The organism is Neisseria sp. HMSC068C12 (genome assembly GCF_001814095.1).
Taxonomy (GTDB): Bacteria; Pseudomonadota; Gammaproteobacteria; order Burkholderiales; family Neisseriaceae; genus Neisseria; species Neisseria perflava.
In genome coordinates this window covers 17,867-41,105 of the sequence record NZ_KV814783.1, presented here as the reverse complement: position 1 = coordinate 41,105, position 23,239 = coordinate 17,867, and the positions used below count along the sequence as shown (strand labels likewise).

The 23,239-nt window shown below is 52.3% G+C and carries 21 protein-coding genes and 1 tRNA gene; 13 read left to right on the top strand and 9 right to left on the bottom strand.

What is annotated here, in order from left to right:
• Window positions 1–14: 14 nt before the first annotated feature.
• Window positions 15–599, bottom strand: coding sequence for a beta-class carbonic anhydrase (locus tag HMPREF2952_RS01195; RefSeq protein ID WP_049336840.1), 585 nt, complete (start codon window positions 597–599; stop codon window positions 15–17).
• Between the two features lie 120 nt (window positions 600–719).
• Between HMPREF2952_RS01195 and HMPREF2952_RS01190 the strand changes: the two genes are divergently transcribed.
• Both HMPREF2952_RS01190 and HMPREF2952_RS01185 read left to right on the top strand, forming a co-directional pair.
• Entirely contained in the window at window positions 720–1,610 is an 891-nt protein-coding gene (locus tag HMPREF2952_RS01190; protein ID WP_049343715.1) for an NUDIX hydrolase, read from the top strand.
• Window positions 1,611–1,625: 15 nt separating this feature from the next.
• Complete coding sequence (locus tag HMPREF2952_RS01185) at window positions 1,626–2,567, top strand: ABC transporter ATP-binding protein (protein WP_070695185.1); 942 nt, start codon at window positions 1,626–1,628, stop codon at window positions 2,565–2,567.
• 107 nt (window positions 2,568–2,674) lie between these two features.
• On the opposite strand, the gene HMPREF2952_RS01180 is transcribed toward HMPREF2952_RS01185, so the two are convergent.
• From HMPREF2952_RS01180 to HMPREF2952_RS01155, 6 genes are all read right to left on the bottom strand, one after another.
• Entirely contained in the window at window positions 2,675–3,139 is a 465-nt protein-coding gene (locus tag HMPREF2952_RS01180) for a hypothetical protein (protein WP_049336837.1), read from the bottom strand.
• Window positions 3,140–3,208: 69 nt separating this feature from the next.
• Window positions 3,209–6,037, bottom strand: coding sequence for a valine--tRNA ligase (locus HMPREF2952_RS01175; protein ID WP_070695184.1), 2,829 nt, complete (start codon window positions 6,035–6,037; stop codon window positions 3,209–3,211).
• A gap of 96 nt (window positions 6,038–6,133) precedes the next feature.
• The gene (zupT, locus tag HMPREF2952_RS01170; RefSeq protein ID WP_002224778.1) at window positions 6,134–6,943 is read right to left on the bottom strand and encodes a zinc transporter ZupT; all 810 of its coding nucleotides are present in this window, start codon (window positions 6,941–6,943) and stop codon (window positions 6,134–6,136) included.
• A 180-nt stretch (window positions 6,944–7,123) separates the two neighbouring features.
• Complete coding sequence (locus tag HMPREF2952_RS01165) at window positions 7,124–8,380, bottom strand: D-amino acid dehydrogenase (protein ID WP_049336835.1); 1,257 nt, start codon at window positions 8,378–8,380, stop codon at window positions 7,124–7,126.
• Between the two features lie 83 nt (window positions 8,381–8,463).
• Window positions 8,464–9,855, bottom strand: coding sequence for an alanine/glycine:cation symporter family protein (locus tag HMPREF2952_RS01160; RefSeq protein WP_070695183.1), 1,392 nt, complete (start codon window positions 9,853–9,855; stop codon window positions 8,464–8,466).
• Between the two features lie 385 nt (window positions 9,856–10,240).
• Window positions 10,241–11,083: an ATP-grasp domain-containing protein gene (locus HMPREF2952_RS01155; RefSeq protein ID WP_070695182.1), complete on the bottom strand. Its 843-nt coding sequence runs from the start codon at window positions 11,081–11,083 to the stop codon at window positions 10,241–10,243.
• 125 nt (window positions 11,084–11,208) lie between these two features.
• On the opposite strand from HMPREF2952_RS01155, the gene HMPREF2952_RS01150 reads away from it, so the two are divergent.
• The 5 genes from HMPREF2952_RS01150 to HMPREF2952_RS01130 all read left to right on the top strand — a co-directional run bounded on the left by HMPREF2952_RS01150 (window position 11,209) and on the right by HMPREF2952_RS01130 (window position 15,344).
• The gene (locus tag HMPREF2952_RS01150; RefSeq protein WP_070695181.1) at window positions 11,209–12,444 is read left to right on the top strand and encodes an FAD-binding domain-containing protein; all 1,236 of its coding nucleotides are present in this window, start codon (window positions 11,209–11,211) and stop codon (window positions 12,442–12,444) included.
• A 147-nt stretch (window positions 12,445–12,591) separates the two neighbouring features.
• Entirely contained in the window at window positions 12,592–13,311 is a 720-nt protein-coding gene (gene minC, locus HMPREF2952_RS01145; protein ID WP_003749320.1) for a septum site-determining protein MinC, read from the top strand.
• A 26-nt stretch (window positions 13,312–13,337) separates the two neighbouring features.
• Window positions 13,338–14,153, top strand: a complete 816-nt coding sequence (gene minD / locus HMPREF2952_RS01140; protein ID WP_003749316.1) for a septum site-determining protein MinD — start codon at window positions 13,338–13,340, stop codon at window positions 14,151–14,153.
• Window positions 14,154–14,156: 3 nt separating this feature from the next.
• Window positions 14,157–14,420 (top strand): cell division topological specificity factor MinE, encoded by a 264-nt coding sequence (gene minE, locus HMPREF2952_RS01135; RefSeq protein ID WP_003680625.1) that lies wholly within the window; start codon window positions 14,157–14,159, stop codon window positions 14,418–14,420.
• 3 nt (window positions 14,421–14,423) lie between these two features.
• Window positions 14,424–15,344: a hydrogen peroxide-inducible genes activator gene (locus tag HMPREF2952_RS01130; protein WP_003749313.1), complete on the top strand. Its 921-nt coding sequence runs from the start codon at window positions 14,424–14,426 to the stop codon at window positions 15,342–15,344.
• Between the two features lie 63 nt (window positions 15,345–15,407).
• Here the strand turns inward: HMPREF2952_RS01130 and HMPREF2952_RS01125 are convergent, their stop codons facing one another.
• Window positions 15,408–15,620 carry a glycine zipper 2TM domain-containing protein gene (locus HMPREF2952_RS01125; RefSeq protein ID WP_003684747.1) on the bottom strand — a complete coding sequence of 71 codons (213 nt, stop codon included), beginning with the start codon at window positions 15,618–15,620 and terminating at the stop codon, window positions 15,408–15,410.
• A 254-nt stretch (window positions 15,621–15,874) separates the two neighbouring features.
• On the opposite strand from HMPREF2952_RS01125, the gene HMPREF2952_RS01120 reads away from it, so the two are divergent.
• Window positions 15,875–16,324, top strand: a complete 450-nt coding sequence (locus HMPREF2952_RS01120; protein ID WP_036493576.1) for a CopD family copper resistance protein — start codon at window positions 15,875–15,877, stop codon at window positions 16,322–16,324.
• A 33-nt stretch (window positions 16,325–16,357) separates the two neighbouring features.
• The gene (locus tag HMPREF2952_RS01115) at window positions 16,358–17,332 is read left to right on the top strand and encodes a TerC family protein (RefSeq protein ID WP_070695180.1); all 975 of its coding nucleotides are present in this window, start codon (window positions 16,358–16,360) and stop codon (window positions 17,330–17,332) included.
• 69 nt (window positions 17,333–17,401) lie between these two features.
• On the opposite strand, the gene HMPREF2952_RS01110 is transcribed toward HMPREF2952_RS01115, so the two are convergent.
• Entirely contained in the window at window positions 17,402–17,833 is a 432-nt protein-coding gene (locus HMPREF2952_RS01110) for an Ag473 family lipoprotein (protein ID WP_003749309.1), read from the bottom strand.
• A gap of 182 nt (window positions 17,834–18,015) precedes the next feature.
• Here HMPREF2952_RS01110 and HMPREF2952_RS01105 point away from each other — a divergent pair.
• The 4 genes from HMPREF2952_RS01105 (at window position 18,016) to HMPREF2952_RS01090 (ending at window position 23,225) form a co-directional block, all read left to right on the top strand.
• A tRNA-Lys gene (locus HMPREF2952_RS01105) sits at window positions 18,016–18,091 on the top strand.
• A 312-nt stretch (window positions 18,092–18,403) separates the two neighbouring features.
• Window positions 18,404–19,846, top strand: coding sequence for an aldehyde dehydrogenase (gene aldA, locus HMPREF2952_RS01100; RefSeq protein ID WP_049323417.1), 1,443 nt, complete (start codon window positions 18,404–18,406; stop codon window positions 19,844–19,846).
• A gap of 179 nt (window positions 19,847–20,025) precedes the next feature.
• Entirely contained in the window at window positions 20,026–21,537 is a 1,512-nt protein-coding gene (gene lysS, locus HMPREF2952_RS01095) for a lysine--tRNA ligase (RefSeq protein ID WP_049336982.1), read from the top strand.
• Window positions 21,538–21,800: 263 nt separating this feature from the next.
• Window positions 21,801–23,225 (top strand): alanine/glycine:cation symporter family protein, encoded by a 1,425-nt coding sequence (locus HMPREF2952_RS01090; RefSeq protein WP_004520201.1) that lies wholly within the window; start codon window positions 21,801–21,803, stop codon window positions 23,223–23,225.
• Window positions 23,226–23,239: the final 14 nt, after the last annotated feature.

Genomic DNA, 23,239 nt, shown 5'->3' with positions numbered 1-23,239 from the left:
TGGTGATGTCTGCGTTAGATGTTTTGGCCGTCTGAAGCAGGCAGACTGCCGTCAACAATCAGGTTGAGCTTGCCTGTGGTCGGGTGAATGACTAGGCCATGGATGGCGATGTTGTCGGGCATCAGCGGATGTTTGCGAATCAGCTCGACGGTATGGCGCACGCTGTCTTCGACATCGTCAAAACCGGTCAGCCAGCCGTCCAAATCGATACCGGCATTGCGCAGGGTTTCGATGCGGTCGTCGGGGATATTGCTGTCGTGTACGCGTTGGAGGAACTCTTCGGCGTGCAATCCGCGCATACCGCAATCGTGGTGGGCAATGACCATGATTTCTTTGACTTTAAGTTCAAATACGGCCACCAACAAACTGCGCATCACCGAACCCCAAGGGTGGGTCACCAGCGCGCCGGCGTTTTTGATGAGCTTGGCATCGCCGTTTTTCAAACCCAACGCGTTGGGCAGCAATTCGATAATGCGCGCGTCCATGCAGGAGAGGATGGCCAGCTCGCGGCCGGGGTATTTGTTGGTAAAGTATTTTTCGTATTCGCCCGTTTCGACGAAATGTTGGTTATAGGCGAGGATTTCGCTCAATTCGCTCATGATGTGCTCGTTTCGGATGGTTTACTCTATTATAGCGGTTTTCGGGTAGTGCGGTTGTTTTGCAAATTCGCCATAAACGGCTAAAATCGACGTATCTTTAGTTCTTTTGGAGGATGCGCCATGTCTCAGTCTTTCCGTTTTGAACAGGTATTCGCGTCCGATGTCCACGACGCATTGTGGGATTGGGCGCAAACCAGCTATGGCGCATCCGACGATTGGTGCATTCTGTATCTCAACGGCCTGCCTTTAGGCCGTCTGAACCCATTATGGCGCGAACGCCTCGGGCAAGATTGGACAGGCAGGCAGTCAACCCTTTCAGACGGCCTGAATTTGGAAACAGACAGCTGGGCTCAGATGGGCGACAGTTTACAAACGCTGGCGCAACAATGGCGCGAGTGCGGTTGGCTCAAAGGTTGGCGCGGTGAAAAGTTCGACATCTGCGACCAGTCGGGCAAGCCTTTATGCGCACTCGAACGCGCAGCCTTCCGTCCGTTCGGCCTGATGAGTCAGGCAGTGCATTTGAACGGATTGGTCGAAACAGAAGACGGTTTGCGCTTTTGGATAGGCCGCCGCAGTCCGCACAAAGCCGTCGATCCAAACAAACTCGACAATCTGACCGGCGGCGGCATCAGCAGCGGCGAGAGGCCGTCTGAAGCCGTCTGCCGCGAGGGCGAAGAAGAAGCAGGCATTCCCGCTTCATTAACACCTCATATCCGACCGACTGCCCAAATATATAGTTTGCGCCCCGTTAACCGCGGTGTCCACAACGAAATCCTGTATATCTTCGACATCGTCCTGCCCGAAGGCTTCCAACCCGCCAACCAAGACGGCGAAGTCGCCGGTTTTGAACTGATGGACATCCCCACCCTGCTTGATGCCATGTTGGGCGGACACATGATGCACGATGCCCAGTTGGTCACAATCGAAGCCTGCCGTCGATACGGCCTGATCGACCCCAAACATCTGCTGTCCGCATGGCTCGACAGCATCCGTTGCCGACCCCATTTTTAAAGGCCGTCTGAAACCATGTTACAACTCAAAAACATCAACAAACGCTTCGGCAGCAAAACCGTTGCCCAAGACATTAATCTAAACGTCGAAGCAGGCGAAATCCTCGCCGTACTCGGCCGCTCCGGCTGCGGCAAATCCACCCTGCTCAAAACCATCGTCGGCCTGGTGCGTCCCGACAGCGGCGAAGTCTGGCTCAACGGCGACAACATCACCGACATGCCGTCTGAAAAGCGCAATATCTCGCTGATGTTTCAAGACTACGCCCTTTTGCCGCATTTAACCGCCCTCGACAACGTCGGTTTCGGCCTCAAAATGCGCCGCCTGCCCAAAGCCGAAATCGAAGAACAATCCATGCAGGCCTTGCGCGACATCGGTTTGGAACACGAAGCGCAACGCAAACCCGAAAGCCTCTCCGGCGGCGAACAGCAACGCCTCGCCCTCGCACGCGCCCTCATCACGCGCCCGTCGCTGTTGCTCTTGGACGAAGCCTTCTCCAGCCTCGACACCCACCTGCGCCGCCACCTGCGCACCCTGACCGCCGAACGCATCCGCAGTCAAAACATCCCCGCCATCCTCGTGACCCACTCCGCCGAGGAAGCCTGCACCATGGCCGACACCATCGCCATCATGCACGAAGGCCGCATCCTCCAACACGGCACGCCGGAAACCCTTATCCACCGCCCCGTCAACGCCCAAGCCGCCCTACTGCTCGGTTTGGCCAACACCGGCGACACACGCTACATTCCCCAACACGCCATTCGATTCGACCCAGACGGCACGGCCGTCCGCATCAGCGAAGCCGTTCCCCTCGCCGAAGGCACACGCCTCACCCTCGCCCATCCGCAATACGGCGATTTGATTTGGTATCCCCACGCTGACCACGATACGGACAAACCGCAAACCGGACAGGAAATCCGCATCAGCGTGGATGAAAGTCAGATCGTTTGGTTTGATTGAATTTGATGGATTAAGAAAAAGAAAAAGGCCGTCTGAAAATTAAGTTTCAGACAGCCTTTGTTATCTAGCCATCAATCAAACAAACCTATCTGACCTATGGTCGCTTTTTACTTCACTTTCGTACATACCTCACGGGCAGTCCCGTCTTCAAACACCAATTTGCCTGTTTTATCCAGTTGATAAACCTCGTCTTCACCGGGCTTGTCCATCTGCGCGACCAATCCGGTGTATATCATACTTTCCAAGAATTGGCCGTCTTCTGATTCTTCCAACCATGCCAATGTTTCAGGGCTGTGGAGTCGTGAAACTTCACTGTACTTGATTTGGCTTTGAGTTAAGGCATTGTTCGCAAAACGCCATTTACCCCCACCAACAACATGGTATGCCAAAACATTGCCGTCATCGTCCACTTTGAGCTTAGCGTCGCCACGGAAACTGTCGTCCTGAAGATATTCGACTTTTGTATCACTCTGAATGTTTTCATCAGAGCCAACGCAATGCCATGTACCGACAATTGGAGAAGCCAGAGCAGTTGTTGCGGATAAAAGCACCGGCAGAATAAAGAGTTTCATCTATTTCCTTTTTTTAAAGAGGCCGTCTGAAAAAACATTTTTCAGACGGCCTTGTCTATTCAATCAAAATCAGTCTTTCAACTTCGCCAACTGAGTTTGAACTTTCGCCATTTTGTCTTCCAACTCCGCCAAATCGGCTTTGTCTTTTTCCACCAGATGCACGGGGGCTTTTTCGGTGTAGCCGGGTTTGGAGAGTTTGGCATTGAGTTTGTCCAAGGCTTTTTGCAGCTTCTCGGCTTCTTTGCTCAAACGGGCGGTTTCGGCGGCTTTATCGATTTCGACTTTCAGCATCAGGCGCGCGCAATTGCAGACGGCGCTAGGTGCGTCTTCGCTTTCGGGCAGCCTGTCCACTGTTTTGGCTTCGGTCAGGCGCGTGAGGGCGGGCAGGTATTTCAGCAGCGCTTCAGGCACACTGCCTTCCACAAACAGCGGCGCTTTCACGTTCGGGGCAATGCCCATTTCGCCACGCAGGTTGCGCACGGCGCCAATCAGGTCTTGCAGTTGCGCCATTTGGTCAAAAGCAGCCTGCACGATTTTTTCCGGGTCGGCTTTGGGATAAGCGGCCAACATAATGCTGTCGGCGGTTTTGGCATTCGCCAGAGGCGCAACGACCTGCCACAGCTCTTCGGTAATGAACGGCATGATTGGGTGCAGCAGGCGCAGGATGGTTTCGAGTACGCGCACGAGGGTGCGGCGTGTGGTGCGCTGGGTTGTCGGGCAGCCGGTTTGGATTTGCACTTTTGCCAGCTCGATGTACCAGTCGCAATATTCGTTCCACACAAATTCGTACAGCGTTTGCGCGGCAAGGTCGAAGCGGTAGGTTTCAAAGGCTTCGGCAACGGCGGCTTCGGCTTGTTGCAGTTTGCCGATAATCCATTGGTCGGCAAAGGTAAACGCCAACGGCTGCATTTCGTCTTGGCCGCAGTCTTTGTCTTCGGTGTTCATCAACACGAAGTTGGTGGCGTTCCACAATTTATTGCAGAAGTTGCGGTAGCCTTCGGCACGTTTGAAGTCGAAGTTGACGCTGCGGCCGAGGCTGGCGTAGCTCGCCATGGTGAAGCGCAATGCGTCCGCACCCATGCTCGGAATGCCTTCGGGGAAGAGTTTTTTGGTTGCTTCTTCCACTTTCGGCGCGGTTTCGGGTTTGCGCAGGCCGGTGGTACGTTTCACCAGCAGTTTTTCCAAGTCGATGCCGTCAATCAAATCCACAGGGTCGATGACGTTGCCTTCGGATTTGGACATTTTTTTGCCTTCATGGTCGCGCACGATGCCGTGGATGTACACGTCTTTAAACGGTACTTTACCGGTGAAGTGGGTGGTCATCATAATCATGCGCGCCACCCAGAAGAAGATGATTTCGTAGCCGGTGACCAAGACGTTGGACGGCAGGAAGGCTTTGAGTTCGTCGGTTTCAGACGGCCAGCCCAATGTGGAGAACGGCACGAGCGCGGAGGAGAACCATGTATCCAATACGTCTTCTTCGCGGATCAAACCGGTTTTGCCGGCTTGTTTTTCGGCTTCTTCCTGATTGCGGGCAACGTACACATTGCCTTCGTTGTCATACCACGCAGGGATTTGATGGCCCCACCACAGTTGGCGCGAGATACACCAGTCTTGGATGTTGTTCATCCATTGGTTGTAGGTGTTGACCCAGTTTTCAGGGATAAAGCGCACTGCGCCGCTGTCGACGGCTTTTTTGGCTTTGTCGGCAAGGCTTAAGCCTTTGAATTCGCTGTCAGGCTCGCCGCCGTTTGGCGTGGCGGACATGGCGACAAACCATTGGCTGGTCAGCATCGGCTCAATCACTGAACCGGTACGGTCGCCTTTCGGCGTCATCAGCGTGTGCGGTTTGATTTCGACCAAGAAGCCTTGTTCTTGCAAATCGGCAACCATTTGTTTGCGCGCGGCAAAGCGGTCCAAGCCTGCGTATTTTTCAGGCAGGGCAAAGCCTTGTTGCGCTTCGCCTTTGAAGTTGAACACTTCGGCGTTTGCCAGCACTTTGGCTTCCAAGTCGAACACATTAATCAGGCGCGTGTCGTGGCGTTTGCCGACTTCATAGTCGTTGAAGTCGTGCGCAGGCGTGATTTTCACGCAGCCGGTGCCAAAATCTTTTTCAACGTATTCGTCAGCAATCACGGGGATGGTGCGGCCGGTCAGTGGCAGGATTAATTCCTTGCCGATTAAGTGGGTATAACGTTCGTCTTCAGGGTTGACGGCAACGGCCACGTCGCCCAGCAACGTTTCGGGACGGGTAGTCGCCACGATAACGGCTTCGGCAGGATTGTCGGCCAGCGGATAGCGGATGTGCCACATAGAGCCTTGTTCTTCCACGCTTTCCACTTCCAAATCCGACACTGCGGTACCCAATACTGGATCCCAGTTCACCAAGCGTTTGCCGCGGTAAATCAAGCCTTGTTCAAAAAGGCGCACGAACACTTCGGTCACGGTTTCGGCGCGCACGTCGTCCATCGTGAAATACTCGCGCGTCCAGTCGGCAGAGCAACCCACGCGGCGCATCTGCTGCGTAATCGTGCCGCCGGAAACTTCTTTCCATTCCCACACTTTTTCCAAGAATTTTTCGCGGCCCAAGTCATGACGGGATACGTTTTGTGCGGCAAGCTGACGCTCGACCACGATTTGCGTGGCGATGCCCGCGTGGTCGGTGCCCGGAATCCAGGCGGTGTTGCAGCCTTTCATGCGGTAATAGCGGGTCAGGCCGTCCATAATGGTTTGGTTGAAGGCATGGCCCATGTGCAGCGTGCCGGTTACATTGGGCGGCGGCAGTTGGATGGAGAAAGACGGTTTGGTCAAATCCATATCAGGCTGGAAATAGCCCTGCTTTTCCCAGTTTTGATAATGTTTGGATTCGATTTCGGCTGGATTGTATTTGTCTAACATGATGGAACTTTGTGAAATTAAGGTTATTTTTGATGTGCGGATTATAACGCAAAAAGGCCGTCTGAATCATTTCAGACGGCCTTTGGCATACGGGTTTTAAAAATGGAACAATACCAGGCTGACGGCAATCACTGCCATGCCCGTTGTCAGGCCGTAAACGGTTTCATGGCCGTCTGAATAGCGTTTGGCGGCCGGCAACAACTCGTCCAACGCCAAAAACACCATCACACCGGCTATCACGCCGAACACCGAACCAAACACGGCAGGCGATAAAAACGGCTGCAAAACCAAATAGCCCAAAGCCGCCCCCAAAGGCTCGGCCAAGCCGGATAGCAGACACGCCCATACCGTTTTCTTACGGCTGCGGGTGGCAAAATAAACCGGCGCGGCGATGGAAATGCCCTCCGGAATATTATGGATGGCAATCGCCAAGGCCAAAGGCATCCCGACCGCCGGATTTTCCAAGGTGGCAAAAAACGTCGCCAAACCTTCGGGGAAATTGTGCGCCGTAATCGCAAACGCCGCCATCATACCGACTCGTGCGATATGGCGGCGTTTACTTTCTTGAAACGACGGGTCTTGCGCATCTAAGGTTTCATGCGGGTTCGGCACCAGGCGGTCGATCAGCGCAATGCCGCCCATCCCAGCCAAAAATGCCATGGTCGCCGCCGCAAACGCGTGGTCTTTATCATAAATTTCAGCGAATGCCTCGCTGGATTTACTGAAAATTTCCGTCAGGGAAACATATACCATCGCACCGCCGGCAAATGCCAAACCAAACGACAACACGCGCGGATTGGGCGTTTTGGAAAACATCACCAAGCCGCTGCCTAATACGGTAAACAAACCAGCGGCCAGCGTGATGGAAAAGGCAACGGCCAAATTGGACATCGAAAAATCGGGCATGAGAAAACCTGCGCTAAAAGCTGGGACAGGTTCAGACTAACACTTTTTAATGCATATGATAATAGTTATTATTTATTTTATTGATTAGGTACACAGATTTTGAAACAAAAGGCCGTCTGAAAAATAATTTTCAGACGGCCTTTAAGTTTGAAATGTCACTAAACCTTATCGCTTTCCAGCTTAAGCCTGATAGCGCGACAGGCTCAAATCATCGCTGCGGATTTCGGTGTCTTTACCGCTCACGATATCGGCGGTTAATTTTGCCGAACCCAGCGACATGGTCCAGCCCAAAGTGCCGTGGCCTGTATTTAGGAACAGGTTGTCAAAGCGGGTGCGCCCGATTAACGGCGTGCTGTCGGGCGTCATTGGTCTGAGACCGCTCCAGAACAATGCCTGATTCAAGTCGCCGCCTTCGGGGAACAAATCGTTGACGACCAAAGCCAGGGTTTCGCGGCGTTTTTCGGGCAGTTTGATTTCGTAGCCCGATAATTCCGCCATGCCGCCGACGCGGATTCTGTTGTCAAAGCGCGTGATGGCGACTTTGTAGCTTTCATCCAAAACGGTGGACACTGGCGCGCCGTCTGAGTTTGTGACAGGCAGGGTCAAGGAATAGCCTTTGACGGGGTAAATGAGCAGATCGAGGTCCAACTGCGCCAAAACCGTCCTGCTGAAGCAGCCGAGCGCACAGACGAAGGCATCTGCTTCAAACCGTTCTGTTTCGGTTTCCACTGCGCTGATGCGCTGGCCGCCCTGTTCGATGCGGCGGATGGTTCGGTTGAAATGAAACTGTACTCCCTTTTCCTGACACAATTTGTATAGGTTTTCAGTGAAGAGGTGGCAGTCGCCGGTCGCGTCTGCGGGCAGGTGCAGGCCACCGGCAATTTTGGCGGTAACGCGTGCCAGCGCAGGCTCAAACTCTGCGCATTCTTCGGGTTTCAGACGGCGGTACGGCACGCCGTAGCGTTCCAAAACGGCAATGTCTTGTTCTGCCGCTTCAACTTCTTTGGCTTGGCGGAAAATCTGCAACGTCCCTTTTTTGCGCCCTTCAAAATTCATGCCGGTTTGCGCTTCAAAACGGCGGAACATTTCTCGGCTGTATTCAGAAATCCTGACCATGCGCTCTTTATTGATTTGATAGCGCGCTGACGTGCAGTTTTGCAGCATTTGCCACAGCCATTCGATTTGATACAGGCTGCCGTCAGGGCGAAACAGCAAAGGCGGATGGCTTTTAAACAGCCATTTCAGTGCTTTGGTCGGGATACCGGGTGCAGCCCAAGGCGTGGTATAGCCGTAAGAAAGCTGGCCTGCATTGGCAAAACTGGTTTCCATCGCCACGCCCTCGGCGCGGTCGATGACCGTTACTTCATGCCCTGCCTCTGCCAGATACCACGCGGAAGATACGCCGGCAACACCAGCACCTAAAACAAGCACTTTCATTTTTCTCCTCCTCTGACTTTTTTCAAAACAAACTTAATATCCATCGGGCCGTCTGAATGTTCAGGTTCAGACGGCCTTGGACATTAATGCGGCAATTCGCCGTTTTTGATTTTTTGTTTGAAGTCACGCGTTTCATTGACGATGACTTTCGCCATCAACAAAAGCGCAATCAGGTTGGGCAATGCCATCAAGCCGTTGAATGTATCCGAAGCCAGCCACACCAAATCAAGGCTCAACACGGTTCCCAGCATAACTGAAGAAACATAACCAACGCGGTACAAACCGGCAAACTTCTCGCCGAAGACGTAAACCGCGCATTTCTCGCCGTAATAACACCAGCCGAGAATGGTTGAGTAGGCAAAGAAAATCAGGCCGATGGTGACAATCCAGCCGCCGATACCGGGCAGCATTTTTTGGAAAGTGACGGTTGTCAGCGCCGCGCCGCTCAATTCAGGTTTGACAAACTCGCCACCTGCGCCGAGCAGACCCATGACCAACACGATACCGGTAATCGAGCAGACAACGATGGTATCCAAAAAAGTACCGGTCATGGAAACCAAAGCCTGGCGGACGGGGTGGTCGGTTTTCGCGGCGGCGGCGGCAATCGGCGCAGAACCCATACCTGCCTCGTTGGAGAACACGCCGCGCGCCACGCCGTAGCGGATGACCGTACCGATGGCGCCGCCTGCCACGGCTTGCGCGCTAAACGCATCGGAGAAAATCAGTTTGACGGCGGGCATCAATACATCGGAATTAATCACGATAATGGCAATACCGCCTACTACATAAAACACTGCCATGGCAGGCACGATAAAGGACGCGGCTTTGGCGATGCCCTTAATGCCGCCCAAAAGTACAATGGCCGTTAATACGGTCAATATCACGCCTGTGTAGGCAGGTTCGACACCGAAGCTGGTTTGCACTGCCTGCGCAACCGAGTTGGACTGCACCGAGCTGCCGATACCGAAGGAAGCAAATGTGCCGAACAGCGCAAATGCGACGGCCATCCATTTCCAGTTTTTGCCCAAGCCTTTTTCGATGTAATACATCGGGCCGCCGGACATTTCGCCTTTGGAATTGGTGACGCGGTATTTCACCGCCAACACGCCCTCGCCGTATTTGGTGGCCATACCGAAAATGGCGGTCATCCACATCCAAAATACCGCGCCCGGGCCGCCGGTTACCACCGCAGTCGCCACACCGGCAATGTTACCCGTACCGATGGTGGCAGACAGCGCGGTCATCAACGCCGCAAAATGGGAAATATCGCCTTCGTGGTCTTCGCCGTTTTCATGCTTCTTTGACGGCACAAACGCCTGTTTCAGAGCATAACCCAACATGGTGAACTGCAAGCCTTTCAGCAAAACGGTCAGCAAAATGCCCGTACCAACCAGCAGCATCAACATAATAGGTCCCCAGACCCAGCCGCTGATGGTTTCGAAAAAGGCTTTAAGATTGTCTAAAAACAATTGCATGGCTTTCTCCTTTGTCTGTTTTATTTTTTTATGCACTACTTTTTGTAGTGTCATGTAATTTCAGCACAGAATATTCAATAAGACAATATCTTTCTTTTTAAAAAGATTTTTGAGGTTTTACCCTAAAAAGATATCTATTTAGACCGGCCAGATTGTTTACAATCCGCTAAAAATAAAGGCTGCGGCCGAGAGAAAATGCCAAATGAAAGTTAATCAACCATCAATTAAGACTGCAACAATTAAAATGACACAATCGACAAATGGCACATTATTGAAAAATACAAACACGCAAATCTTGTTTTAAAAAGCTTCAGGCCGTCCGAAAGATGGTTTTCAGACGGCCTGAGGCTTGCTATTTATATTGATAAAGTCAGGTTGATGAATGTTACCCAAGCAACTGCGCCAACAATCGGGCAAAGCGTTCCGTTGCGCCTTCGCTGGTGTGCAAATACAGGGCGGGCTCGATGAGTTCCAATTCATTGAGCAGGAAGGTGTCGCCGACCAATGTACCGTCCACCCGAGCGTAAACCGGAATTTGCGGCAAAGCGGCCAGTACGTCTTGCGCGGCACGGACGGCAAACTCGGGCGGCTCAATACCGAACACCGACACGCCATAGGCCGAGTTGGCGCGCCATTCGCCTTGCGGCGGCTGACGGCGCACGGCATGGCTGAGTATGCCGTTGAAAAACACCAGCGAGGTTTCACCCGCTGTTTCGATTTCGCGGATATACGGTTGAACAATCATACCTTGCGGATAATCCGCCATGTTCACGTCCAATGCGTCCGCACAAACTTTAACCACGCCTTTGCCGCTCTGCCCAAATGCCGGCTTGATGACTGCTTCCATCCAACCTTGTCGGTTCAGGATGTCGGCCAATTCGGCTTTTTGCGGCGGAACGAACACGCTGGGAATCACTTGCGCACCGCGTTCTGCCAAATCGCACAAATAAGTCTTTTCCATATTCCAAGCCATCAGCTCGGGCGGATTGATAAAACGCTGCCCCGCCTGCTCGGCATGCTCCAGCCATTGGCGGAAGACTTCGGGTTCGGCGGCATAATCCCATGCGCACAAAGGCAGTAAAAACGGTGCGGACGGATGGTTTTGCCACGCATCAAATACGGTTTTCACGCCCATGCTTTCCAAGCATGCCGCCAATGTTTTCAGGTTGTCCGATGGTTCGGGATAGGTTTGGCAGGTAATGAGTGCCAAAACGGTTTGCTCGGTCATGGTTGCCACCTCGTCGCTAAAACCAAAATTATATAGCGAAATCAAACCAAAAGATTTTTCAGACAGCCTGATACATGAGGCCGATTCTGATAAAATGGTTTCCCCTTTTTCGTCGGAACATGCTCATGAAATCTGCCCACGTCCTTGTCTGGTTCCGCCGCAACCTCCGCCTGCACGACAATGCCGCGCTTAATGCCGCCGTTGCAAGCGGTTTGCCCATCACCTGCGTCTGGGTCAGCCAAAGGCCGTCTGAAAACCACAATCCGCGTCAAAGCCTGTTCCACTATCAAGCCGCGCAAGAGCTGCATACCCGTCTGGCGGCACACCATATTCCTTTATATGTCGTTGCCTCCGACGAAGACCTCCTCCCCTTGGCTGCTGCGCTCAATGCCCATACCGTCATCACAGACGAAGCCTACACCGAAGCCGAAATCCGTCAAGACAACCACCTCTGGCACAATTTCGACCGAGCAGGCATTGCCCTGCAACACGCCAACGACCGCGGCATTTTGGCCAAATCCCCCCTCATGGATGCCAACGGCCTGCCCTACACCGATTTTGCCGCCTATAAACAAGCATGGTTGCAGGCTTATTCAGGACAAAGGCCGTCTGAAACCGAATTGCCTGTTCAAACCGGACAAAACGTTCCACTGTTTCCAGCCCATACCGGCGCAGTATTGCCTGCCTATCAACAGGGTGGCGAAACCGCGGCCTTAACGCAATGGCACGCGTTCAAACAGAATTTGGTTCACTACCCGATTACCCAAAATTTTCCGGCACGAAAAAACACCAGCCTCCTCAATGCCTACCTGTCCGCAGGCTGCATTTCACCGCGCCTGCTGGCCGCCGAAGGCTTGGCAAACCGACATTTCGAGTGGCTGGACAAGCTTATTTTCCGCGACTACTGCTACCAGCTCGCCTACCACCGCCGCCTGCCCGAAACAACCGATGCCGCTCCGATATGCGAATACTGGCGACACGGCCAAACCGGCGTGCCCATCATCGACGCCTCCATCCGCGGCCTCGAAGCCACCGGCCACTTACACCCCGTTCTCCAGCAGCTGTGCGCCCACTATTTCTGCCATGCCCTCAACTTTGACCCTAACCAAGGCATCGCGTGGACAACCTCCGTCCAAACCGGCACCGACCCCGCGCTCAACCAAGCTAACTGGCACCTTGCCGCACAAGACACGGCCACCGTCCGCTATGCCCACCGTTCACATCAAATCGACCCCGACGGCAGCTACATCCGCAGTTACCTCCCCGAATTGGCGCACCTGCCCTCCACCCTCATCCACACGCCGTGGGCCGCCGCCGACGACATCGACACACACGGCTACCCCTTTCCCAAGGCCGTCTGAAACCTACGTTCACACCAAAAAACCACACTAAATACAGCTGAAAAACGTTCAAACAAAATATTTTGGTTTCAGACGGCCAAACAGATTGAATAGCCAAGATTTACACGGTAAACTTACGTCATTAAAAAATTTTATTATTTCATTACAATGAAACCCGCATTCGACATAAAAACGTCACGTTTGGACGTCTTATCCATCCATCTGCACACCGCAGATCTAACCGAATTGGAAGAATTCCTGCGCCAACTGGCAGGCCAATCCCAAGACGAATTCGTTCCCTTCATTTTAGACGTACAAGATTTCGACCATCCCGAATCCATCGATTTGGGCGGCATGATTTCCCTGTTTGCCCGTTACGGCATGCAAATTTTAGGGCTGCACCACACCAGCGACACATGGGCAGCGGCGGCGGCGCGTTACCACTTGGTATTCAAACAAGGCAACGCCACCCAGGCAGCCGACACACAGGCAGCGCCCACCCCGCGCCAAGCACCGCAGCCGCAAGACGTACAGGCCACCGTCATCAACAATCCGACCGTATTGGTCAGCACGCCCGTGCGTACCGGCCAGCAGGTGTACGCTGAAAACGGCGACCTCATCGTTACCGGCATCGTCAGCCAAGGTGCAGAACTTATCGCCGACGGCAACATCCATATTTACGCCCCCATGCGCGGCAGGGCGTTGGCCGGTGCGAAAGGCAACACCAACGCGCGCATCTTCATCCATTCCATGCAGGCCGAGTTAGTCTCCGTTGCCGGCATCTACCGCAACTTCGAGCAAGACCTGCCCGAGCATCTGCACAAAAAACCCGTACAAGTATCATTGCAAGACAACCGACTGGTTATCAGCGCAATCGACGCCGAATAAACATCAGTACTTAAAAAGGAAATATCGTGTCCAAAATCATCGTAGTAACTTCAGGTAAAGGCGGCGTAGGCAAGACCACTACCAGCGCCAGCATCGCAACCGGCCTGGCCCTGCGCGGCCACAAAACCGCCGTAATCGACTTCGACGTCGGTTTGCGCAACCTCGACCTGATTATGGGTTGCGAACGCCGCGTCGTGTATGACCTCATCAACGTCATCCAAGGCGAAGCCACACTCAACCAAGCCCTGATTAAAGACAAAAACTGCGAAAACCTCTACATCCTGCCCGCCTCGCAAACCCGCGACAAAGACGCGTTGACCCGCGACGGCGTCGACAAAGTGATGAAAGAGCTGTCCAGCAAAAAAATGGGCTTCGAGTTCATTATCTGCGACTCCCCTGCTGGTATCGAACAAGGCGCACTGATGGCGCTCTACTTTGCCGACGAAGCCATCATCACCACCAATCCGGAAGTATCCAGCGTCCGCGACTCCGACCGCATCTTGGGCATTTTGCAAAGCAAATCCCGCAAAGCCGAACAAGGCGGCACAGTTAAAGAGCACCTGCTGATTACCCGCTACTCCCCTGAGCGCGTGGCCAAGGGCGAAATGCTGTCTGTTCAAGATATCTGCGACATCTTGCGTATTCCGTTGATCGGTGTGATTCCTGAATCACAAAACGTACTGCAGGCCTCCAACGCCGGCGAACCTGTCATCCACCAAGACAATGCCGCCGCAGCCGAAGCCTACAAAGACGTTATTGCCCGCCTCTTGGGTGAAAACCGCGAAATGCGTTTCCTTGAAGCCGAGAAAAAAGGTTTCTTAAAACGACTGTTCGGAGGTTAATACATGTCACTGCTCGATATGCTGTTCGGCAGAAAGCCGAAAACCGCCACCGTCGCGCGCGACCGCCTGCAAATCATCATCGCGCAAGAACGCGCACAAGAAGGCCAAGCTCCAGATTATCTGCCGACCTTGCGCAAAGAGCTGCTGGAAGTCCTGTCCAAATACGTCAACGTATCATTGGACGACATCCGCATCTCCCAAGAGAAACAAGACGGCTTGGACGTTCTTGAGCTGAACATCACCCTGCCGGAACAAAAAAAGGCTTAACACATGACCTTGACCGAATTGCGTTACATCGTAGCCGTCGCACAAGAACGTCACTTCGGACGTGCCGCACGACGCTGCTTTGTCAGCCAGCCCACCCTCTCCATCGCCATCAAAAAGCTGGAGGAAGAGCTGTCGGTATCCCTGTTCGACCGTAGCAGCAACGACATCATCACGACCGAAGCGGGCGAGCGCATTGTCGCCCAAGCCCGCCGGGTTCTGGAAGAAGCCGAACTCATCAAGCACCTTGCCAATGAAGAGCAAAACGAATTGGAAGGCGCGTTCAAACTCGGCCTGATTTTTACCGTTGCCCCCTACCTTCTGCCCAAGCTCATTACCGCGCTGCGTGAAACCGCGCCGAAAATGCCGCTGATGCTGGAAGAGAACTATACCCACATCCTGACCGAGTCGCTCAAACGCGGCGATGTCGATGCAATCGTCGTTGCCGAACCGTTCCAAGAGCCGGGCATCGTAACCGAGCCCCTGTATGACGAACCTTTCTTCGTCATCGTTCCCAAAGGCCATCACTTTGAAGAACTCGATGCCGTTACGCCTCAGCTTTTGAGCGAAGAACAAGTGTTACTGCTATCCGAAGGCAACTGTATGCGCGACCAAGTGTTGGCAAGCTGTTCCGAATTGGCTTCCAAGCAAAAAATCCAGGGCTTGACCAATACCCTGCAAGGCAGCTCCATCAACACCATCCGCCACATGGTTGCCAGCGGCCTGGCCATCAGCGTCATGCCGGCTACCGCCTTGACCGAAAACGACCACATGCTTTTCAGCATTATCCCGTTTGAAGGCACTGCACCGCACCGCCGTGTCGTTTTGGCTTATCGCCGCAACTTTGTCCGTCCGAAAGCACTGACTGCCTTGCGCACTGCTATTTTGCAATCGCAACTGACCGGTGTAACGTTCGTCAACGAATAAACCGTAAAACAAAAGGCCGTCTGAACATTCAGACGGCCTTTTTATTTTTAACCAAATAAAGGATTAGTAGCGGGTATGAACTTGACTGCCGATAACACCACCCAAAGCCGCGCCACCCAAGGTAGAGCCGGTATCGCCACCAATCAAATTACCTGCCACGCCGCCCAATACCGCACCAGCAGCAGTGTTGCGTTGGGTTTGAGTCATATTGGCACATGCACCCAAAGAAGCGGCCAACATGATCAAGGTCACAGTTTTTGCAAAAGTTTTCTTCATGGTTTGATTCTCCATCAGGGGTTAAGCTGTATATGAAACAGTATGGCACAACCTTTCATTAATATATTTTCTGATAAGTAAAGACAGATTAAACTAAGATAACGCTCTTGATGAGCGGTTAAATACAAAAACAAACGGCAATTCCAAAAGAATATTTATAAATTTTAATATACTTGGCATAAAATTGCGCATACATCAACCGCATTCGGTAGTGATACAATGACGACTTGTCTGAATTACCGGAAACACCCGTCATGAGTATCTACGCACTGGCACACATCATCCACGTTTATTGCGCGATTGCCTTTGTCGGCGGCGTATTTTTCGAAATGCTGGTCCTCTCCGTTTTACACACCGGCCGCGTTTCGCGCGAATCGCGCCGTGAAGTCGAACGTGCCATGTCCTATCGTGCCGTCCGCGTGATGCCGCCTGTCGTCATTACCCTGTTCATCAGCGGCATCGTGATGGTGTACAACCGCTACCTGCCGATACTGCACCACCCATTCGACAGCTCCTTCGGCATCATGCTGAGCATCAAAATCCTGTTGGCAGTAAGCGTTTTGGTACATTTTGCCATCGCCGTCGTCAAAATGGCACGGCACACCCTTACCGTCGGCTGGTCGAAATACATACACGCCGTCGTATTCAGCCATATGCTGTTTATCGTCTTTTTTGCCAAAGCAATGTTCTACCTGTCTTGGTAAACCTTACCCATACCCCACACACAAGGATTGTTTATGACCCAATACCCGTCCGTCGGCTCGCCGATGTTTTACGGCATCTTCTTTATTGCCGTCTTAATTATGATCGCCATCGATATGGTGTCGCTGAAAAAAAACGGTGCCCACAAAGTCAGCATTAAAGAAGCCCTCGCTTGGAGCGGCATTTGGGTGGCCGTATCCTGCGCGTTTGCCGGCTGGCTCTATTTCGAACTGGCGGGCAACCCGGCTTACGGGGTCGTTGTCGCCAAAGAAAAAGTCCTCGAATTCTTCACCGGCTATGTGCTCGAAAAATCCCTTGCCGTCGACAACATCTTCGTTTTCCTGATGATTTTCGGCTATTTCAAAGTCGAACCCAAATTCCAACACCGCGTCTTACTCTATGGCGTATTCGGCGCCATCGTCCTACGCGCCATCATGATCTTCATCGGCGCAGCCTTGGTACAACAATTTGAATGGATTCTCTACCTCTTCGGCGCCTTCCTCTTATACACCGGCATTCACATGATGAAGCCCGAAGCCGAAGCTGAAGAAGACCTTTCCCAAAATAAGATCCTGACCCTGCTCAAAAAAGTCATCCCGACCAGCCTACAGTTTGACGGTGAAAAATTCTTTACCATTGAAAACGGCAAACGCATCGCTACGCCGCTTTTACTGGTATTGATTATGATCGAATTGAGCGACGTCATCTTTGCCGTGGACAGCATTCCTGCTATTTTTGCCGTCACCACCGACCCGTTCATCGTCCTTACCTCCAACATTTTTGCCATCTTAGGCCTGCGTGCCATGTACTTTTTGCTGGCGGATTTTGCCGAACGCTTTATCTTCCTCAAATACGGCTTGGCCTTCGTATTGAGCTTTATCGGTATCAAGATGCTGATTATGCACTGGGTACATATTCCGATTTCCATTTCCCTGTCCGTCGTCTTCGGCGCACTGGGCGCATCCATCCTGACTTCTTTGGTGTACACGCGTCAGCAAGAAAAAAAATAATCCGCCGATACAAAAAGGCCGTCTGAAAAACATTTTTTCAGACGGCCTTTTCAAATATCGGACACCGGCTTATTTAGCAGCATCTTTCAATTTGTCGGCAGCTTCTTGAGTTGCATCGGCAGCTTTACCCAAAGCATCTTTAGCCGCATCTTTGGCAGCGTCTTTAGCTTCGCCCACAGCAGCTTTTGCATCGTCCAAAGCTTTGTCGCTGGCTTCTTTAGCACCATCGATGGCTTTACCGGTAGTTTCTTTAGCATCGGAAATTGCTTTCTCCGCAGTTTCCTTCGCATCGGCACCGGCTTCTTTAGCGTCAGAAACAGCTTGTTCAGCAGCGCCTTTAGCTTCGGAAGCAGCAGCATCAGCAGCAGAAGCCGCGTGTTCAGCAGCAGCGTTCACATCAGAAGCAACGGCAGAAGCCGCTTCTTGAGTTTCCTGTTTCGCCTCTTGAGAACAAGCAGCCAAACCAGCCACCATCATCGCAGCAATCAATAATTTTTTCATGTTGTATATCCTTTGGTCTAAAAAATATCCATCAGAACTGACAGATTAGAAAATCATAACATAATTAATACTCGGAAACGGGAGAATTAACGCCAAATAACAATCGATTTACGTTTTTTGAAAAAAATTTCAAAAAAACAGTTGACGGAAAGAAACAAGCCACCTATAATGCACAGCCTATCGGGTCGTTAGCTCAGTCGGTAGAGCAGCGGACTTTTAATCCGTTGGTCGAGCGTTCGAATCGCTCACGACCCACCAAATATAAAAACCTGCTTTGAAAAAAGCAGGTTTTTTTACATCCCTATCAAACCCTTCTCCATACGATACCTCCCCTATCTTCAAAATCAAGCCATATACAGGCTTTGTCCCAATGCCGCGCATGAACGTTACCCAACGCATCACACCAGCACCAACCTACCTTTAATCAACCAAGTCCGACTCCCCCTTCCATCAACTTTTTCTAAAAACTTCCAAATACCTACCGTCAACCCACTCTAAATACTCTTGTATGCCAGACAATTTAGGCATAGACTAAAACTACATTCAACTACAACAATAGGAGAAAGTTTGATGAAACAACTGTCTATGTATATCAACGGCCGTTTTGAAACCGATTTTAACGGCACATGGCGCGATGTATTGAATCCGGCAACCGAAGAAGTCATCGCGCGTGAGCCTAAAGGCGGAAAAGCCGATGTTGACCGTGCCGTTGCCGCCGCCAGAGAGGCGCAAGCCGCATGGGAGCGTTTGCCTGCCGTTGAACGCGGCGCATACTTGCGCAAAATCGCCCAAGGCATCCGTGAACGCGCCGACGAGCTGACCGACACCATTGTCGCCGAAGGTGGCAAAACCAAAGACTTGGCACGCATAGAAGTCATGTTCACTGCCGACTATCTCGATTATCAAGCCGAATGGGCGCGCCGTTATGAAGGCGAAATCATCCAAAGCGACCGCCCGCGCGAAAACATTTTATTGTTCAAACGTCCTTTGGGCGTAATCGCCGGCATTTTGCCGTGGAATTTCCCCTTCTTCCTGATTGCCCGCAAAATGGGCCCGGCTTTGGTAACAGGCAATACCATCGTCGTCAAACCCAGCAGCGTCACCCCGATCAACTGCCACATCTTTGCTGAAATCGTTCACGCTTCAGGCTTACCGGCCGGCGTATTCAACGTCGTCAACGGCCCGGGTGCAGAAATCGGCAATGCCTTGGCATCACATCCGCAAGTCGACATGGTCAGCCTGACCGGTTCTGTAGAAGCAGGCCGCCAAGTAATGGAAGCCGCCGCCACTAACATTACCAAAGTCTCATTGGAACTCGGCGGCAAAGCCCCTGCCATCGTTTTGAAAGACGCGGATTTGGACTTGGCAGTGAAATCCATCTTGGCTTCGCGCGTCGGCAACACCGGCCAAATCTGCAACTGCGCCGAGCGCGTGTATGTCCACAGCAGCCTGAAAGACGCATTTATCGAAAAAATGACCGCCGCCATGAAAGGCGTGCGCTACGGCAACCCGGCCGAAGCCGAACCCGGCGCACTGGAAATGGGCCCGTTGATTGAAGAGCGCGCCGTCAAAGCCGTTGCCGAAAAAGTGGAACGCGCCGTCAAACAAGGTGCGACGCTGGTCTGCGGTGGCAAACGTGCCGACGGCAAAGGCTACTTCTTCGAACCTACCCTGCTGACCGATACCGACAACAGCATGGACATCATGAAAGAAGAAACCTTCGGCCCAGTCCTGCCGGTTGCCACTTTTGACACGCTCGACCAAGTCATCGCTTTGGCAAACGACAGTGAGTTCGGCCTGACCAGCTCCGTCTATACCACCAATCTGAATGAAGCGTTTTATGTAACCCGTCGCCTGCGTTTCGGCGAAACCTACATCAACCGCGAAAACTTCGAAGCCATGCAGGGCTTCCATGCCGGTTGGAAAAAATCAGGTATCGGCGGCGCCGACGGTAAACACGGTTTGGAAGAATATCTGCAAACCCAAGTTGTTTATTTGGAAACCGATATCTAACCGCCGATACCGCCCTTCATGAAGCAAAAGGCCGTCTGAAACTGATTTTTCAAGTTTCAGACGGCCTTTTTGCCTTTATAGAAAAAAATACCGACATCGCGTAAAATAGAGCCAATTTTTCACTTTATGCAGGCCGTCTGAACACTTGGACAGCCTGACTTATTTTCCCGGAAAACACCATGAGCGAACAAAACAATCCTCAAATCGAGCCGCAGTTGGACGAAAACCAAATCATCGCCCTGCGCCGCGAAAAACTGCACAACATCCGCAAAGAACGCAACGCTTACCCTAACGATTTCAAACGCGACAGCTTTGCCGCCGACCTGCATACCCAATACGGCGAAATCAGCAAAGAAGAACTCGACCCGCAAGGCATTCCCGTCAAAGTGGCCGGCCGCATGATGCTCAAACGTCAAATGGGCAAAGCCAGCTTCGCCACCATTCAAGACGTAACCGGTCAAATCCAACTTTATCTGAACAACAAAGGCGTGAGCCAAGAAGTCTTGGACGACTTCAACCACTGGGACTTGGGCGACATCGTCGGCGCGGAAGGTACTTTGTTCAAAACCAACCACGGTGAATTGACCGTGCGCGTGTCCAACATCCGCCTGCTGTCCAAATCCCTGCGTCCTCTACCGGACAAACATAAAGGTTTGAGCGATCAGGAAACCAAATACCGTCAACGCTACGTCGATTTGATTGCTAATGAAGAGTCGCGCAATACCTTCATCAAACGCAGCCAAATCATCCAATCCGTGCGCAATTTTATGGTGAACGAGCATTATCTCGAAGTCGAAACCCCGATGATGCACCCGATTCCGGGCGGTGCGACGGCAAAACCGTTCGTTACCCACCACAATGCCTTGGACATTCCGCTCTATCTGCGCATCGCTCCCGAGCTGTATCTGAAACGCTTGGTTGTCGGCGGCTTGGAACGCGTGTTTGAAATCAACCGCAGCTTCCGTAACGAGGGCATGTCCGTACGCCACAACCCTGAATTCACCATGATCGAATTCTACGAAGCCTTCTCCGACTACGAACGCATGATGCAAATGGCGGAAGACATCATCCGCAACGCTTCCCGCGCGGTAAACGGCACGGCAAAAATCAGCTACAACGGCAAAGAAGTCGATTTGGAAAGCCCGTTTGAACGCCTGACCATTCTCGAAGCCATCAAGAAATACAATCCGCACTACACCGACGAGCAGTTGAACGATGAAGAATGGCTGAAAAAAGAAATCGTCAAACACGGCGAAAGCCTGCCTCCGTCTCCGGGCATCGGCAGCCTGCAACTTGCCCTGTTTGAAGGTTGTGCAGAAAGCAAACTGTGGAACCCGACTTTCATCATCGACTACCCTGTCGAAGTATCGCCATTGGCACGCGCATCCGACAGCAAACCGGGTTTGACCGAACGCTTCGAGCTTTTCGTTGTCGGCCGCGAACTGGCAAACGGCTACTCCGAGTTGAACGATCCGGAAGATCAAGCCGAACGCTTCAAGGCACAAGTGGCGCAAAAAGACGCTGGCGACGACGAAGCCATGCACTACGATGCCGACTACATCCGTGCCATGGAATTCGGCCTGCCGCCGACCGGCGGCTGCGGCATCGGCATCGACCGCTTGGTAATGTTGCTGACCGATTCGCAAACCATCCGCGACGTGATTCTGTTCCCGCAAATGCGTCCCGAATAACACATTGAAATAAAATCAAGGCCGTCTGAAAACAAGATTCTGTTTTCAGACGGCCTTTTTGTTCAAATATGTAAAACGGAAAAATTAAAATCGACAATTCCTTTACATTATAATAATAAAATTCCATGATAATCAAAAGCATAATATAAAAAAGAATATGTAAACGTTTTTCAGTTTGTTGACAGTCTGCTAGAATACATCCAATTACAGGACAGCCCACACACACAGGCTGTCTGAAAATGCAAAAACTCTGAAAGGTTTGTATGGATCAATTTTTCGAACAGCTTCACGGCTGGGTAAACGCCATCAACGACCCAATGTGGTCGGGGTTGGTATATATGCTTTTAGGCGCAGGCCTCTTTTTCACCGTTACCACCGGTTTTGTACAATTCCGCCTCTTCGGCCGCAGTATCAAAGAAATGCTGGGCGGCCGCAAACAAGGTGATGATCCGCACGGAATCACACCGTTCCAAGCATTCGTTACCGGCTTGGCCAGCCGCGTAGGCGTGGGCAACATCGCCGGCGTGGCGATTGCCATCAAACTCGGCGGGCCGGGCGCGGTATTCTGGATGTGGGTAACCGCCTTAATCGGCATGAGTTCGGCGTTTGTCGAATCTTCACTGGCCCAACTCTTTAAAGTCCGGGACTACGACAACCACCACTTCCGCGGCGGTCCTGCCTACTACATAACTCAAGGCCTGGGACAAAAATGGCTGGGCGTTTTGTTCGCCCTGAGCCTGATTTTCTGTTTCGGCTTTGTATTTGAAGCCGTACAGACCAATACCATCGCCGATACCACCAAAGCGGCATGGGGCTGGGATCAACACTATGTCGGTGTCGCCCTGGTCATTCTGACTGCCCCTATTATCTTCGGCGGTATCCGTCGCGTATCTAAAGCCGCGGAAATTATCGTTCCGCTGATGGCGGTTTTATATCTCGTCATAGCACTCTTCATCATTGCTACCAATATTTCCCTGATTCCTGATGTGTTCGATCAGATTTTCTCCAACGCGTTCAACTTCGATTCGGCTGCAGGCGGTTTCCTCGGCGGTCTGATTTCGACCACCATGATGCAGGGTATCAAACGCGGCCTGTATTCCAATGAGGCGGGTATGGGTTCTGCGCCGAACGCCGCAGCCGCAGCCGAAGTGAAACACCCCGTCTCCCAAGGCATGATTCAAATGCTGGGCGTTTTCGTCGATACCATCATCGTCTGCTCATGCACTGCCTTTATCGTCTTGACCTATCAACAGCCTTACGGCGACCTGAGTGGTGCGGCGCTGACCCAAGCGGCAATCGTCAGCCAGGTAGGCGAATGGGGCGCGGGCTTCCTTGCCGCCATCCTGTTTATGTTTGCCTTTTCAACCGTTATCGGCAACTATGCCTATGCTGAGTCCAACGTCCAATTCATCAAGAGCCATTGGCTGGTTACCGCCGTTTTCCGTATGCTGGTTTTGGCATGGGTCTACTTCGGCGCAGTTGCCAACGTACCCTTGGTATGGGATATGGCAGACATGGCCATGGGCATCATGGCATGGATTAACCTCGTTGCCATCCTGCTCCTGTCACCACTTGCCTTCCTGCTGTTGAAAGACTACACAGCCAAGCTGAAAATGGGTAAAGACCCAGAGTTCAAACTCTCTGAACACCCAGGCTTGAAACGCAAAATCAAATCCGATATCTGGTAATACCAAAGGCCGTC